The sequence below is a fragment of the Streptomyces sp. NPDC107538 genome, from assembly GCF_055657445.1.
In genome coordinates, this window is the sequence record NZ_JBVKAY010000002.1 from 956,389 (window position 1) to 970,458 (window position 14,070).

The window sequence follows — 14,070 nt, forward strand, 5'->3', positions numbered from 1 at the left end:
CTCACTGCTTGATACAAGATGATCCGGGGGGATCTCCGCATGCTCGACACCGCCCCGCTCCAGCAACGATTGCTCGACCACGCCGACCACTACGCCCGCTGGTCCGGGCTGGCCATCGGTCTCGTCCTCGCGCAGGCGCTGTCCACGCTGGGGCACATCGAGTTCGAACAGCGGGTCGTGTTCTGCCTGACGGCCTTCGGCCTGTGCGCGGTGGCCGGCGTCCTGCTCGCCGACGCGCTCACCCTGCGCCCGCAGGAGGCGGTGCGCACCGCGAGTCTCGCCCCGCGCCTGGTCAGAGACCATGTGCCACCGCACATGGGCCCGTTGATCGTCCTCCAGGGACTGTCCCTCGTCGTCCTGCTGGTGATCACGGCCGCCACCGCGTCCGTCGACCCCGACCGGATGTTCATCACCGGCAAGGTCGTCGACATCACCTGCAACGGGATGCGCGCCACCCTCGGCCCCTGGCCCGGCCTGTACTACAGCCTCCCGATGTTCGGCGCGCTCGCCATAGCGACCCCGACCTGCGTCTGGGCGCTGCGCCGCATCGCGCACGGGCCGGGCGGGGAACAGCAGCGCCACGACCGCGCGTGGGCGGTCACCGGGGCCTGGGGCCTGCTGGTGTCCAGCCAGCACCTGTACGCGGTGCTGATGATCTCCGTCTCGCTGACGGAGACGGGCTGCGCCGGGGTGCTGGGCGCGCTCACCTTCTGGGTGTTCTACCCGCTGGCCCTGCTGAACGTGTTCACCGTCGCCTGGTCCCTGGTCACGGTCGTGGCCCCCCGCGCGGTCGAGAACGAGGCGGCGGCAGAGGGGTCGTCCGACGATGACTGAGGCCGCCGTACGCGTCGACACCACCAGCCAGGTCCCGCCGTACGAGCAGATCCGCGCGCAGCTCGCCGCGCTGATCGTCACCGGCCGGCTGGCCGAGGGCGAACGGCTGCCGACGGTACGTCAGCTGGCCACGGACCTCGGCCTCGCACCGGGCACGGTCGCCCGCGCCTACCGCGAGCTGGAGGCCGGCGAACTGGTCCGCACCCGCCGGGGCGCCGGCACCCGGGTGGCGGCGCCCCGAACGGGCCCCGCCCGCTCGTACACCGCCCAACTCGCCACCCTCGCCCGCGACTTCACCGCCTCGGCCCGCGCGCTGGGCGCCGACACCGAAGCGATCCTGACCGCCGTCCGCGACGCACTGGGCCCGGACCGGCCCTAGAGCCGCCCTCTCCGGAAGGTGACTCCGAGGACCCCACTCACGCCGCTGCCGAACGCCATTCCCCACGCCAGGTTGCCGAAGACGGCCACTCCCAGAGCGACCCCGACGGCGACACCGATCAGCATGCCCACGGCCAGCCCGACACCGAGGGACGACGCCCCGTCGCCCTCACGACGGGACCTCCTCCAGCGGCTCCAGCACGGCGTAGTCCCCGAAGCTCCGCCGGTAGCGCAGGTGCCGGGTCTGCTGGGTGTGTTGGCGCTGCCACTCCTCCACGGCCGCCGGATCGCTCCGTACGCCCGACTCCGCGCCGCACTCCGCCTCGTCGCCCGAGACGCACCGCGCCTCGTACTCCGGTTCGGCCGTCGCGTCCTGCGTGATGACGTACGGCACGTACCGGAACACGCGGCGCGGGCGGACCGCGCCGGCCGCCGTGTGCTCCCGTCGCTGATGCTGCCGGAGCAGCACGTTCGCGTCGGTCTCCGCGCTCCAGTCGTAGCGCGCCCGCGCCTCGTCCCGCCGTACGGCCAACTCGGCACACGCGATGCAACCGGTCACCGGAACGGGTGGCGGCCCCTGGGGCTCACGTTGACGCAACGTCACACCCTCCTCTTCGTACGACGGTTGGCCGCTCTCAGCTGCGCCCCGATCCGCTCCGCCGGAGTCGCCGGCCGCAGCGTCGCCGGGTCGGCCTCCCACTCCCGGCCACCACCGACGGGACGCAGCAGCGCGTACGGCCCGACTCTGTCCCGGTACTCCCCCACGCGCCGCGTCCGCGGATCGTAGACAAGCTGCCCTTCTGGTTCCACGCGCACTCCACAGCCCTGTTCGTCACTCTGGGTGTACATAGCGTCGCCGATGGGAACGGTCGCAATCAACGCGCGACGTGTGGCAATGGGCCTTTGCCACGAACAGCACGAGAGGGACGTCATGACCAGGCGGAACGCGGAAGGTGCCGGTGGGACCGGGAGTTCGGTGCTGTTCGGCGAGGTGCTGCGGCACTACCGCGAGGCGGCGCTCCTGACGCAGGAGGCGCTGGCGAGGAAGATCCCGTGCGACCGGTCGCAGGTGGCGAAGATCGAGGCGGGCACGAGGGTGCCGAGCGATCAGTTCGCGAAGCGGTGCGATGAAGTACTGGACACGGGTGGGGTGTTGGCCCGGATGTGGGCCAAGGTCGACTGGTATCCGGAGGTTCAGCATCCGGACTGGTTCGCACGCAGGGTCGAGTTGGATGAGCAGGCGGTTGCCCTGCGGGCCTACCAGGAGCAGCTCATCCCCGGCTTGCTACAAACTCCGGGCTACGCACACGCGTTGTTCTCCCGAGTCTCGACCGGCGACGAGTTGGACGAACGCGTCCGGGCGAGGATGAGCCGCCAGCCGCGCTTCCTGGCCGACAACGGCCCGTTGTACATCGCGATCCTGGACGAGAGTTGTCTCCGCAACCCGGTCGGGAGCCCGGAAATCATGCGTGAGCAGTGCGCGCATCTGCTCAGTGTCGGGCAGCGCCCCAACATCCGTATCCAGGTGGCCCCCGCAGGTATCTACGGGCTCGTTCGCCCCAGGGTCTCCATGTCCCTGATCGAACTGCCCGATGAGCGGTGGATCTACTCGGAGTCGCAGGGCCGTGGCCACTTCATCAACGATCCGGCGCTCTACGCCGTCGGCAGCCGGATTTATGATGTGCTCAGGGCGGACGTTCCGTCAGCCCGTGAGTCTGCTGCCCTGATCAGCAACGTGATGGAGGGGTACGAGCAGCATGGACAGGTTCGAGCTGAGCGCGGCGATCTGGATCAAGAGCAGCCACAGTGGCGAGGACGGCGGCGACTGCATCGAAATCGCCCCCGGTTTCCCCGGACCCCTCCCCGTCCGTGACAGCAAGAACCCCCACGGCCCCGTACTGGTCATCAACCGAACCGCCTGGCTCTCTTTCATAGGCGCCGTACGGTCGGAGTCGTAAGCGAACGGGCAGTCCTCGCCGTACTCCGAAACAACTGCCCCTCCCTCCACAGCTGTTGATAATCACAGCAGCTATGACAACGGCAACACCAAAGCAACTCCCCTTCGTCGTGCTCGCGGGCGCCCGAGGGCTCGGCAAGAGCACGGCGTTGCGGGAGCTGCGGGAGACGTACCGGGGCCGTAACCCCGTCGCCCTGATCGACGGGGAGGAGACCCAGTTCGACCGACCGCCCCCGGACCAGCCGGCGGAGTCGTGGTCGCCCGCATACCAGGCGCTGCTGGCGATCGCGGAGCAACTGGCGGAGCCGGTGACGCGGACGGGACGGATCACGTTCCCCCGGCTGACGTCGGGGCTGCTGGCGGTCGCGGCCGGGGGCTGGGGCGACCGGGATCTGCCTCGGATCAGGGAAGTGGCGGAACGGATACTGCTGCTGAGCGGCACCGGAGCCAAGGTGACCGTGAAGCTGGTCGCCTCGATGTCGGATCGGAGCCCGGTGGTCGAGGCGATCATCGAGGCGGCGCTGGAAACGGTCTCGGAGGGTCTGTCTCCCTCGCGTCGGCGGCTGAAGAAGGGCGCGGTCTGGTACCGCGACTACCCGAAGGCCGGCGGCAACCCGAAACTCGGTCTGGTCCTGCTGTCGCGTCACTTCAGGGCGGGCGGAGCCCCTCGTACGCACGCCGAGCGGTATCTCGTGCGGGCACTGCTGGCGGACCTGGACGCGCCCCGGGTGGGACGGCCGGTGGTGTTGATCGACAACGTCCAGGAAACGGCCGGGCGGCGGCTGATGGAGTCGGTGTTGCGGGAGCGGGCCGAGGGGGTCGCGGACCCGGTGGTGTTCTTCGCGGCGCTCCGTGGGCCGGATCACCCGGCGCTGCGCGACGCGGCGCGCCGGACGCTGCCGGAGGTGACGGAAGAGAGCGGTTGGACGCCGGGGAGGACACCGTCGTCCCATGCGCTGCTGCTCGCGTTGCCTCACTTGTCCTCCGACGCCACTCCGCGTGCGATCGGTGCGGCCTGCACGGGGATCGCGAAGGCGGGCTGAGCGAGTACGCCTCCCGGGGCCGGTCACGTGCCCGGCCCCGGGAGGTGTGGGTGATCCTCGGCGGATCAGCCCGCCGCGCTCGCCAGCTCCTCCGGGGTCAACTCCGAGAGGGGCCGGCTGTCCCTGGCATTGGGCGTAGCCGGCTCCGCCGGCCCTCCGGCCTCCTCCGCGCCGTAGGCCACTTCCGCACCACCGGCCTCTTCCGCGCCGTACGCCTTCTCAGCGCCATGGGCCTCTTCCGCGCCGTACGCCTCCTCGGCTCCGTGGGCCTCCTCCGCGCCGTACGCCTCTTCCGCCCCGTGGGCTTCCTCCGCCCCGTGGGCTTCCTCCGCCCCGTGGGCCTCTTCCGCGCCGCTGCCGACTGGGGTGGCGGAGTGGGAATCCGGGGTCACCGCGACGGTGTCGTGGGCCGAGGCCGAGGCGATGCCGGCCGTGCCCGCGGCGGCCAGGACGGTTCCGGCGGCGATGCTGTACAGCCGACGGCGGTTCTTCGAGATCTTGCGGTGCTTCAACGAACTTCCTCTGTTCGGGGGCCAGTTGTCTCGGTCGCGGGCCGCCGCATGGCAACGCGGAAGCCCTCGTGAGACAGAAGTACGGGCGTGGGAAGAAACAGGTTGCACGCGGCGGCGAAAGAAATCTTCTGGCCGCGCCATGCAACCCCGCAGGCCGGATCCCCGTATGTACGACCGGCAGGATGACGCGCAAGCGGAGGTCAGCAAGAGTGAGGGAAGCAGTCCGGGAACGGGAGTTCCGGGAGTTCGCCGAGGCACGGCAGGCACAACTCCGGCGCAGCGCCTACCTGCTGTGCGGGGACTGGTACCAGGCGCAGGACCTGACCCAGACCGTCCTGATGAAGCTCTACGCGGCCTGGGGACGGGTCCGCCGGGACGGCAACGTGGACGCCTACTCGCGCACCATCCTCACCCGCACCTTCATCGACCAGCAGCGCAAGGGAGGCTGGCGCGAGGAGCCGATGAGCGAGCCGCCCCATCGTTCCGCTACCGTGCCGGTCGCACCGGAGTTGCACATGATGATGCGAGAGGCGCTCATGGAGCTGTCGCCCCGCTATCGGGCCGTGCTGGTCCTGCGATTCTGGGAGGACTGGACCGTCGAACAGACGGCACACGCGTTACGGGTGAGTCCGGGGACGGTGAAGAGCCAGAGCGCCCGGGGGCTCGCCCGACTGCGTGTCATCGTCGAGAACATGAACACGGAAGGGACGGTCAGGTGAGGCCGGACATGGACGAGCGCGACGACGACGCCCTGCACGCCGCCTTCCAGGAACTCCTCGGCGCGCGGCCGGAACCGCCTCTGCCCAGCGTCGTCGACGCGGCCGTGACCGGTGGCCGCCGCATCCGGCGCCGTCGCGTGGTGCTCGCCGCGGCGAGCACCCTCACGGTCGTGGCCTGCACGGTCGCCGTGGCCACCACCCTGTCCGGGTCGGACGCCGGACGCGGTCCGCGGCCCGTCGCCCCGGCCGCCACTCCCCCCGCGACGCCCGGCCCGACCACAGCCGCACCGGAGGACGGCCGCGCGCAGCCCGCGGACGGCACGGCCACTGGCGGAGGGGCGGCTGAGGAGGACTCGACCGGTGGGGCCGAGCCCGCTCACACGCCTTAGGCGACCGCCGCGTACTTCGGGCGGTCAGGCTCCTACGGACCGGAGCGCCGCCAGGCCCACGTCCGCGTAGGAGTGCTTGCCGCTGACGAAGATGTTGACGCCGTAGTAGTTGAACAGCCAGCAGGCGAACGCGGCGATCGCGATGTACGCGGCCTTCCGGCCCTTCCAGCCGGCCGTGGCCCGCGCGTGCAGATACGCGGCGTAGCAGACCCAGGTGATGAACGACCAGGTCTCCTTGGGGTCCCAGCCCCAGTACCGTCCCCACGCGTCGCCCGCCCAGATCGCGCCCGCGATGATCGTGAACGTCCACAGCGGGAAGACGGCGGCGTTGACCCGGTACGAGAACTTGTCGAGGGACGCCGACGCGGGCAGCCGCTCCATCACGGACGTCGCGAACCGGCCGGGCCGGCCGCCGCTCGCGAGCTTGCTCTCGTAGGAGTCCTTGAACAGGTACAGGATCGTGCCGACCGCGCCCACGTAGAAGACCGCGCCGCAGAAGATCGCGGTGGAGACGTGGATGTACAGCCAGTACGAGTGGAGGGCGGGAACCAACTGGTCGCTGGCGGTGTACAAGACAGTGACGGCAAGACCGAGATCGAGGAGGACCGTCGTGATGAGGGGAAGCCCGAGCCAGCGGATGTTCTTCTTCAGCGCGAGCAGCGAGAGGTACACGCCCACGGCCACGGTGGAGAAGGTGATGTTGAACTCGTACATGTTGCCCCACGGCGCCCGCTGCACCGAGAGCGCCCGGGTGAGCACCCCGCCGAACTCCACGAGGAAGGCCAGCACGGTCAGGGACACGGCGATACGGCCGTAGAGGTCCCCCTGCTCGTCCCCGCCGTGGGCGCCGGGCCCGTCCGGCACGTCCCGGGCACCGGCGGCGGCCCGCACGACCACCTTCGGCCGCTCCAGCACGCTCGTCCCACCGGCCGACTTCACCGTCACCGCGGGCGCGTCCGCCTTCTTGGCGTCCTTCGCGTCCTTGGTGTCGGCGGTCAGCGCGGCAGCCGTACGGCCCACCTTGCTCCGGCTCCCGAAGAGCCATTCGGCGATGTACGCGAAGAAGGCCAGGGTGTACACGGCCATCGCGGAGTAGATCAGCGTGTTGCTGATATTCGCGAGGTTCTCGTTCGTCGCGGCGGCGAGAGTCACGGCTTCTCAGTCCCTTCGGTCTCGGAGTCTGCGCTGTCTGCGGGCAATCGTGCCGCTGGGGCGATGGGGGTCCCCCCGCTCGAGCGAAGCCGAGAGTGGGGGAGGGTGGGCGCGGCGGCACCCTGCAAGCGCCGGTCAGCGTCACCGCCGTCGACCTCAGCGGCAGCAGCCGGCTCACCATCGGAAGCAAGCTCACCAACACTCGGAGCCCGTTCATGCACCAGCGCGGCCAAGTCACCCAGTTCCTCCGGCACCTTCGCCGACTCACTGCGCCCAAGCCCCGCCATCTCCACGACGGTCACCCCGTCCGCCCCGGCCACGGCCCGCACCCACACCCGCCGCCGCTGGATGAACAGCGACCCGGCAAGACCGAGGATCGCGGTGATCGCCCCCCCGAGCGCCCACCCGCTCCCGGGCTGCTGCGTGACCTGGAACCCGGCCCACTCCTTCACCCCGTCGAAGGTGACCGTCCCGTTCCCCCCGGGCAGCGTCATCGTCTCCCCCGGCTTCAGGTTCTCCCGTACCTGCGCGCCCTCGGAGTCCTTGTACGCCTTCAGCTTCCGCTTCTCCAGCCGGTACACGCTCTGCGGCACACCCGAGTCGACCCCGAGGTCCCCGTGGTACGGCTCCAGGTTGAGCACGGGGTTCAGCAGCGCGGGGAACTGCGAGACCACCGCCGTGTTCTTACCGCCGTACGAAGGGAGGAAGAAGGCCTGGAAGCCGAGCTGCTCCCGCTCCCCCTTGGCGTTGGTGTAGCCGTCCATGACCTTGATCGCGCCGGACGAGGTGACGTTGGAGTCCAGCGGCAGCAGCGGCGCCGCGTCGTTGAAGACGACCTTGCCCTTGGCGTCCCGCACGGTGATCACGGGCGCGTAGCCGTGGCTGACGAGATAGACCTTCGAGTCGCCGATCTCCAGCGGCTTGTTGACCTCGATCTTGGTCGACCGCTCCTTGCCGTCGGCGCCGACCGCGTAGTCGATGGACGCCTCGTAGATCCGCGGGGTGCCCTTGTTCGGCCCGCTGACCTCGTACGTGCCGCGGAAGTTCTCGAGGTCGAAGCTGAAGGGGTTGAGGTCCTCGGCGGTGAAGAGGTTGCCGGACTTGAAGTCGTCGTACTGCGTGAGGGTGTTGGCGAAACCGTCGCCCTCGACGATCAGCTTGTTGCCCTCGGAGCGGTAGAGCTGGCCCCAGGCGAAGGCGATGAGCATCACGATCAGGGCGATGTGGAAGGCGAGGTTGCCCGCCTCCCGGAGGTAGCCCTTCTCGGCGGCGACCGCGTCCCCGACGAGGTGCGAGCGGAACCGCCGCTTCTTCAGCGTCGTCAGCGCGACCTCACGCACCTGCTCCGGCGTGGCCTCCGTACGCCAGGTCGTGTACGCGGGCAGCCGGGTCAGCCGCTTGGGCGCGCCCGGCGGACGGCCGCGCAGCTGGCCGACGAACTGCCAGGTGCGGGGCACGATGCAGCCGATGAGGGAGACGAAGAGCAGGATGTAGATCGCCGAGAACCACACCGAGCTGTAGACGTGGAACAGCCCGAGCTTCTCGTAGACCGGCCCGAGGGTGTCGTGCCGCTCCATGAAGTCGGCGACCTTGGTCTCGTCCTGCCCGGACTGCGGGATCAGGGAGCCGGGGATCGCCGCGAGCGACAGCATGAAGAGCAGGAGCAGCGCGATCCGCATGGAGGTCAGCTGCCGCCAGAACCAGCGGGCCCACCCGATCACACCCAGCGAGGGCAGGTTGGGGGCGTCTTCCTGCGGGGCGGTGGACAGCTGCGATCCGGCGGCGCCGAGGTCGCCGTCGTCGGCCGGGCGGCCCGTGCCGTCGCCGGTGCGCTCGGCGGTGTTCTCTCGCTCGCCGGAGGCCTCGCGGCCGGAGTCGGTCGTCGTCATCGCTCAGATCCCAGGGGTGAAGCCGGCGGACCAGACCTGCATCTCCTGAATGATGCGGTCCCAGGCGCCGGTCAGCATGAGCAGTCCGATCGTGATCATCATCCCGCCGCCGATGCGCAGCACCCACGCGTAGTGCCGCTTGACCCAGGCGAAGGCGCCGAGCGCCTTGCGGAAGGCCACCGCGGCGAGCACGAAGGGCAGGCCCAGCCCCAGACAGTACGCCACCATCAACAGGGCCCCGCGACCGGCGCTGGCCTGGTCGAGGGCGAGAGCGTTGACCGAGGCGAGGGTAGGGCCGATGCAGGGCACCCAGCCGATACCGAAGAGCGCGCCCAGTATCGGGGCGCCCACGAGCCCGGTGGCGGGCTTGGTGTGGAAGCGGAACTCGCGCTGGGTGAACCAGGGCATCAGGCCCATGAAGAACAGACCCATGGCGATCATGAGCCCGCCGAGCACCTTGGTCAGGACGCTCTGATACTCCAGCAGGGTCTGCCCGAAGTACCCGAAGAGAGCGCCGCTGGACACGAACACAAAGGTGAACCCGAGCACGAACAGCCCGGCCCCGGCCGCCATCCGCCCTCTGCGGGCGTCGGCCAGATCGGTGCCGCCGACGCCGGTGACGTACGACAGATAGCCGGGCACGAGCGGCAGGACACAGGGCGAGAAGAAGGAGACGAGGCCGCCGAGTACGGCGATCGGCAGGGCCAGCAGCAGGGCCCCGTCGGCGACGGTCTCGTTCAGCTCGGCCGCGGTCGTGGTGAGCGCGGACATTCCCGACACCGTCACGTCACTTCTCCGCGAGGATCGGTTCGAGCATCTTGCGCAGCTTCTCCTCGCTCAGCGCCTGCTGGGTGCGCGCCGCGAGCTTCCCCTCCCGGTCGACGACCAGTGTGGAGGGGATCAGCTGCGGATTGAGCGAGCCCTTCTCGAAGCGCAGCAGCAGCTTGCCCGTGGGGTCGTACAGGCTCGGGTACTTCACCTTGTACTGCTCCTCGAAGGCGACCGCGGGCCGGGTGCTGGTGTCCCGGGTGTTGATGCCCACGAACTGCACGCCCTGGCCGGCGAGGTCCTCGGAGACCTTCGCCAGGTTGGGGGCCTCGGCGCGGCAGGGCGCGCACCAGGAGCCCCACACGTTCAGGACGATGATCTTGCCTTTGTAGGAGGAGAGGTCGAGCTGCTCGCCGTCGATGGTCTTCCCGGAGAGGTCGGGCGCGGTGTCCCGGTCGCCCTTCTTCACCGTCGCGATGCCGTCGGAGCCGGTGATGAACCCGGTCTGACCGCCACCGCCCTCGATGCCCCCGCCCGCACAGGCGGACAGCGTCAGCGCCAGGGCGGCGGCCCCGGCGGAGAGCAAAGCGGCACGACTGCGGCTCGTACGGACACTCATGTGAAAAGTTTCGCATGCCCGTTTCGGGGGCTTACGGCGGGGTCGCCGCCCCCTGGACGAGCAGGTCAGGCGGCTGTTCCGGCGCCCAGGAACTCCTTCCAGCTCCCCGTCGGCCGCTGCCCCACACCGAGGGTCTGGAGCTTGGCGAGGACGTCCGGCGTCTGGGCGTCCATCCAGTCCACGAACTGCCGGAAGGACACGATCCGTATCTCCCCGTCCTTGGCCTTCTCCTTGGCCCGCGCGATGTGCTTCAGCGCCTCCTCGACGGCGTCCATGTAGACCCCGCCGTTCCACTCCTCGAAGTGGTTGCCTATGAACAGGGGCGCCCGGTTCGTCTCGTACGCGCGCTGGAACCCGGCGACGTACGCGCCGGTCGCCTGGGTGCGGTACGCCGGGTAGTTGGCGGGCGGGGCCTGGGTGGAGTTCTGCGACTGGTTGAACATGATGTTGTAGTCCATCGACAGGACCTCGAAGCTCCGGCCCGGGAACGGCACGGACTGCAGCGGCAGATCCCAGATGCCCTCCTTCTTCTTGGGCCAGACCTGGAGGCCGCCGGGCGAGGAGGAGTCGTAGCGCCAGCCCAGCTCGCGCGCGGTGGGCAGCAGGTTTTCCTGCCCCAGCAGACACGGCGTACGGCCGCCGATCAGCTCCTTGTCGTAGTCGAACGGCAGCGGTTCGACGTCGGTCCACCCGCTGTTGGTCTTCCACTCCTTCACGAACGACTTCGCCTGGTCGATCTCGCTGCGCCACTGCTTCGGCGTCCAATTGCCGACCGAGCCGCTGCCGCCGCAGAAATGGCCGTTGAAATGTGTGCCTATCTCGTGACCGTCGAGCCACGCCGTGCGCACATGCCCCAGTGTCGACTTGATGTGTTCGTCCGTCAGATAACCGATGTCGGACGCGCCCGGCGCATTGTTCGGCGGAAGGTACACGCGCTTTTTCGACTCCGGCAGGAGATAGATACCGGAGAGGAAGAACGTCATATGGGCGTCATGATCCCGCCCGGCCTTCAGGAAGCGCTCGAAAAGACCGTTGCCGACATCCCCGGCCCCGTCCCAGGAGAACACCACGAACTGCGGCGGCGTCTCGCCGGGCGCCAGCGCCCGCGGCTTCTCCGGCTGGTGGGGCTGCTTCCCCGTGTACGAGGTCGACCCGTCACCCAGCGGCTTCGCGGTCTTCCCCGGCTTCTTCTTCCCCGGCTTCTTCTTCCCTGGGTTCTTGCCGCCCCCGGCCCCGCCGGACCCACCGGCCTCGCTCGGCTCACCGCCGAGTCCCGTACCGCATCCCGTCAGCCCCAGCCCCGCGACCGCCGCCGCGCCCGCGCCGAGCCCGAGCATTCCCCTTCGCGATATTCCGGGCATTGCGTCCCCCTTGGTCAGCTCACGCATCGGTTCACGTGCAGCACACCGATTGAGAGGGATGAGGGGAGGCAACGGTTCCTTTTGATCTCGGGAGAACCCAGATCGTTTTCAGGGGCGCGGGGAACTGCGCGACCGGCCACGACGGACCCGCAGCTCCCCAACCACCTCAGGCCCCGAAAGCCTTGTCCGCACCCTTTACCCGCTTGGCGCCCGCCAGCAAATGCGGCGGCACCAGATCCCGCGCCGGCTCGCTGTACCCCACGGAAACGATCCTGTCCCCCTGGTACGTGAACGTCGTCAGCGAGGCGAGCGTGCACTGCCGCCGCCGCGGATCGTGCCAGAGCCGCCGCTTCTCGACGTACGACCGCACGATCCAGATCGGCAACTGGTGCGAGACGAGCACCGCCTCGTGCCCGCGCGCCGCGTCCTTCGCCGCGTCCAGCGCGCCCATCATCCGGACGACCTGGTCGACGTACGGCTCGCCCCAGGACGGCTTGAAGGGGTTGACCAGATGCTTCCAGTTCTCCGGCCGCTTCAGCGCGCCGTCGCCGACGCCGAAGGTCTTGCCCTGGAAGACGTTGTCCGCCTCGATGAGCCGCCCGTCGGTGGCGAGGTCGAGGCCGTGCGCCTTGGCGATCGGAGTCGCCGTCTCCTGGGCCCGCTCCAGCGGGGAGGCGACGACATGCGTCACATCCCGGGACGTCAGATGCTCGGCGACCCGGTCGGCCATCCGCCGCCCCAGGTCGGACAGGTGGTACCCGCCGAGCCGCCCGTAGAGGATCCCGTCCGGGTTGGCGACCTCGCCGTGCCGCATCAGGTGGACGACCGTGATGTCACTCATGCTGCCGAAGCCTCCGCTGCTGCCCGCGCCGCCGCCGGAAGGGCGTCGGCGATCCGCTGAACCGCCCGCTCGTCGTGCGCGGTCGACACGAACCACGACTCGAACGACGACGGCGGCAAGTAGACGCCCTGCGACAGCATCGAGTGGAAGAACGCGTTGAAGCGGAACGACTCCTGCGCCTTGGCCTCCTCGTAGTTCCGCACGGGCGTGTCCGTGAAGAACACGGAGAACATGTTGGAGGCGTGCTGCACCGTGTGCGCGACGCCCTCCTTGGTGAGCGCGTCGCTGACGAGCCCCTGGATCCGCAGCGACACCGCGTCGACGACGTCGTACGCCGCCTCGTCCAGCAGCCGCAGCTGCGCGAGTCCGGCGGCCGTCGCGACCGGGTTCCCGGAGAGCGTGCCGGCCTGGTAGACGGGCCCGGCGGGCGCGAGGCGGGCCATGACGTCGGCGCGACCGCCGAAGGCCGCGGCGGGGAAGCCGCCGCCCATCACCTTGCCGAAGGTCATCAGGTCCGGCTCGACCCCGTCGATCCCGAACCATCCGGCCCGGCTGGTCCGGAAGCCGGTCATGACCTCGTCGGAGATGTAGAGGGCGCCGTGCTCCGCGCAGGCGTCCTTGAGGCCCTGGTTGAAGCCCGGCAGCGGCGGGACGACGCCCATGTTGCCCGGGGAGGCCTCGGTGATCACACAGGCGATCTCGCCGGGGTGCGCGGCGAAGGCGGCGCGTACGGCGTCGAGGTCGTTGTAGGGCAGCACGATGGTGTCGGCGGCCTGGGCGCCGGTGACGCCCGGGGTGTCGGGGAGGGCGAAGGTGGCGACCCCGGACCCGGCGGCGGCGAGCAGCGAGTCGACGTGACCGTGGTAACACCCGGCGAACTTCACCACCTTGGTGCGGCCGGTGAAACCGCGGGCGAGCCGGATCGCGGACATGGTGGCCTCGGTCCCGCTGGACACGAGCCGCACCTGCTCCAGCGGCCCGACGCGGTCCACCATCTCCTCGGCGAGCGCGACCTCGCCCTCACCGGGCGTACCGAAGGAGGTGCCGCGCAAGACGGCCTCCTGGACGGCGGCGACGACCTCGGGACGGGAGTGCCCGAGGATCATCGGACCCCACGAACACACAAGATCCACATACTCACGGCCATCGGCGTCGGTGAGATAGGGACCGGTACCGGACACCATGAACCGGGGCGTACCGCCCACGGCGCGGAAGGCGCGCACGGGAGAGTTCACGCCGCCGGGCGTGACGGCCGCCGCGCGCTCGAAAAGAGTCTGCGAAACTGGGGCTTCGTACGGATAGCTCACACAGGCCATGGTGTCAGAGGCTCCGAAGATCCTGCGGACTGGTGTTTCCGCGCACGTTTCGGCGGGCGGTCGCGGGGGAGGTCACTGACACGATGATCGGGTTGCGCGGCGGGGGTCACGCGGCCCAGAAATGCGTTCGGGTGGAGATATGCATCGCGGTGGCGGACTGGGCGAGGGGACCGGTGACCTCGGTCCTCGTCGTGCCCGGCGGGGCAGGCACCGGCGCGAGGCGGAGGAGGCGGCGGAGACACGGCAGGAGCGCGGCTCGACCGACCGGGGCAAGTCCCCGGACCGCGGTGCG

Annotated in this window: 17 protein-coding genes; 7 read left to right on the forward strand and 10 right to left on the reverse strand. The window is 69.8% G+C overall.

Going from position 1 to position 14,070, the window contains the following annotated elements; translation table 11 throughout:
• The first annotated feature begins 39 nt into the window (after window positions 1–39).
• Window positions 40–834, forward strand: coding sequence for a hypothetical protein (locus ACZ7MG_RS10140; protein ID WP_471385093.1), 795 nt, complete (start codon window positions 40–42; stop codon window positions 832–834).
• The gene (locus tag ACZ7MG_RS10145; protein WP_471385092.1) at window positions 827–1,213 is read left to right on the forward strand and encodes a GntR family transcriptional regulator; all 387 of its coding nucleotides are present in this window, start codon (window positions 827–829) and stop codon (window positions 1,211–1,213) included. The genes ACZ7MG_RS10140 and ACZ7MG_RS10145 overlap by 8 nt, the downstream gene beginning before the upstream one ends.
• Before the next feature lie 168 nt (window positions 1,214–1,381).
• Here the strand turns inward: ACZ7MG_RS10145 and ACZ7MG_RS10150 are convergent, their stop codons facing one another.
• Window positions 1,382–1,816, reverse strand: coding sequence for a DUF7848 domain-containing protein (locus ACZ7MG_RS10150; protein WP_471385090.1), 435 nt, complete (start codon window positions 1,814–1,816; stop codon window positions 1,382–1,384).
• Window positions 1,813–1,977 carry a hypothetical protein gene (locus ACZ7MG_RS10155; protein ID WP_471385088.1) on the reverse strand — a complete coding sequence of 55 codons (165 nt, stop codon included), beginning with the start codon at window positions 1,975–1,977 and terminating at the stop codon, window positions 1,813–1,815. The genes ACZ7MG_RS10150 and ACZ7MG_RS10155 overlap by 4 nt, the downstream gene beginning before the upstream one ends.
• 166 nt (window positions 1,978–2,143) lie before the next feature.
• Here ACZ7MG_RS10155 and ACZ7MG_RS10160 point away from each other — a divergent pair, with 166 nt between their 5' ends.
• The 3 genes from ACZ7MG_RS10160 to ACZ7MG_RS10170 all read left to right on the forward strand — a co-directional run bounded on the left by ACZ7MG_RS10160 (window position 2,144) and on the right by ACZ7MG_RS10170 (window position 4,212).
• Window positions 2,144–3,085 (forward strand): helix-turn-helix domain-containing protein, encoded by a 942-nt coding sequence (locus ACZ7MG_RS10160; protein WP_471385630.1) that lies wholly within the window; start codon window positions 2,144–2,146, stop codon window positions 3,083–3,085.
• Window positions 3,048–3,170 (forward strand): DUF397 domain-containing protein, encoded by a 123-nt coding sequence (locus ACZ7MG_RS10165; protein WP_471946125.1) that lies wholly within the window; start codon window positions 3,048–3,050, stop codon window positions 3,168–3,170. Before ACZ7MG_RS10160 ends, ACZ7MG_RS10165 begins: the two co-directional genes overlap by 38 nt.
• A gap of 73 nt (window positions 3,171–3,243) precedes the next feature.
• Window positions 3,244–4,212 (forward strand): hypothetical protein, encoded by a 969-nt coding sequence (locus tag ACZ7MG_RS10170; RefSeq protein WP_471385087.1) that lies wholly within the window; start codon window positions 3,244–3,246, stop codon window positions 4,210–4,212.
• Between the two features lie 65 nt (window positions 4,213–4,277).
• Here ACZ7MG_RS10170 and ACZ7MG_RS10175 read toward each other — a convergent pair whose 3' ends face one another.
• Window positions 4,278–4,724 carry a hypothetical protein gene (locus tag ACZ7MG_RS10175; RefSeq protein WP_471385085.1) on the reverse strand — a complete coding sequence of 149 codons (447 nt, stop codon included), beginning with the start codon at window positions 4,722–4,724 and terminating at the stop codon, window positions 4,278–4,280.
• A 209-nt stretch (window positions 4,725–4,933) separates the two neighbouring features.
• Here ACZ7MG_RS10175 and ACZ7MG_RS10180 point away from each other — a divergent pair, with 209 nt between their 5' ends.
• Entirely contained in the window at window positions 4,934–5,443 is a 510-nt protein-coding gene (locus tag ACZ7MG_RS10180; RefSeq protein WP_471385083.1) for a SigE family RNA polymerase sigma factor, read from the forward strand.
• An 8-nt stretch (window positions 5,444–5,451) separates the two neighbouring features.
• Complete coding sequence (locus ACZ7MG_RS10185) at window positions 5,452–5,832, forward strand: hypothetical protein (protein ID WP_471385081.1); 381 nt, start codon at window positions 5,452–5,454, stop codon at window positions 5,830–5,832.
• Window positions 5,833–5,856: 24 nt separating this feature from the next.
• On the opposite strand, the gene ccsB is transcribed toward ACZ7MG_RS10185, so the two are convergent.
• From ccsB to hemL, 7 genes are all read right to left on the reverse strand, one after another.
• Complete coding sequence (ccsB, locus tag ACZ7MG_RS10190; protein ID WP_471385080.1) at window positions 5,857–6,984, reverse strand: c-type cytochrome biogenesis protein CcsB; 1,128 nt, start codon at window positions 6,982–6,984, stop codon at window positions 5,857–5,859.
• Window positions 6,981–8,873 (reverse strand): cytochrome c biogenesis protein ResB, encoded by a 1,893-nt coding sequence (gene resB, locus ACZ7MG_RS10195; RefSeq protein ID WP_471385078.1) that lies wholly within the window; start codon window positions 8,871–8,873, stop codon window positions 6,981–6,983. The genes ccsB and resB overlap by 4 nt, the downstream gene beginning before the upstream one ends.
• A gap of 3 nt (window positions 8,874–8,876) precedes the next feature.
• The gene (locus ACZ7MG_RS10200; protein WP_471385076.1) at window positions 8,877–9,644 is read right to left on the reverse strand and encodes a cytochrome c biogenesis CcdA family protein; all 768 of its coding nucleotides are present in this window, start codon (window positions 9,642–9,644) and stop codon (window positions 8,877–8,879) included.
• Window positions 9,645–9,660: 16 nt separating this feature from the next.
• Window positions 9,661–10,260, reverse strand: a complete 600-nt coding sequence (locus ACZ7MG_RS10205) for a TlpA family protein disulfide reductase (RefSeq protein ID WP_471385075.1) — start codon at window positions 10,258–10,260, stop codon at window positions 9,661–9,663.
• A gap of 65 nt (window positions 10,261–10,325) precedes the next feature.
• Window positions 10,326–11,621: a polysaccharide deacetylase family protein gene (locus ACZ7MG_RS10210; RefSeq protein WP_471385073.1), complete on the reverse strand. Its 1,296-nt coding sequence runs from the start codon at window positions 11,619–11,621 to the stop codon at window positions 10,326–10,328.
• Between the two features lie 166 nt (window positions 11,622–11,787).
• Entirely contained in the window at window positions 11,788–12,462 is a 675-nt protein-coding gene (locus ACZ7MG_RS10215) for a histidine phosphatase family protein (RefSeq protein WP_471385071.1), read from the reverse strand.
• On the reverse strand, window positions 12,459–13,778 hold the full coding sequence (gene hemL / locus ACZ7MG_RS10220; RefSeq protein ID WP_471385069.1) for a glutamate-1-semialdehyde 2,1-aminomutase: 1,320 nt from the start codon (window positions 13,776–13,778) through the stop codon (window positions 12,459–12,461). The genes ACZ7MG_RS10215 and hemL overlap by 4 nt, the downstream gene beginning before the upstream one ends.
• Window positions 13,779–14,070 lie beyond the last annotated feature (292 nt).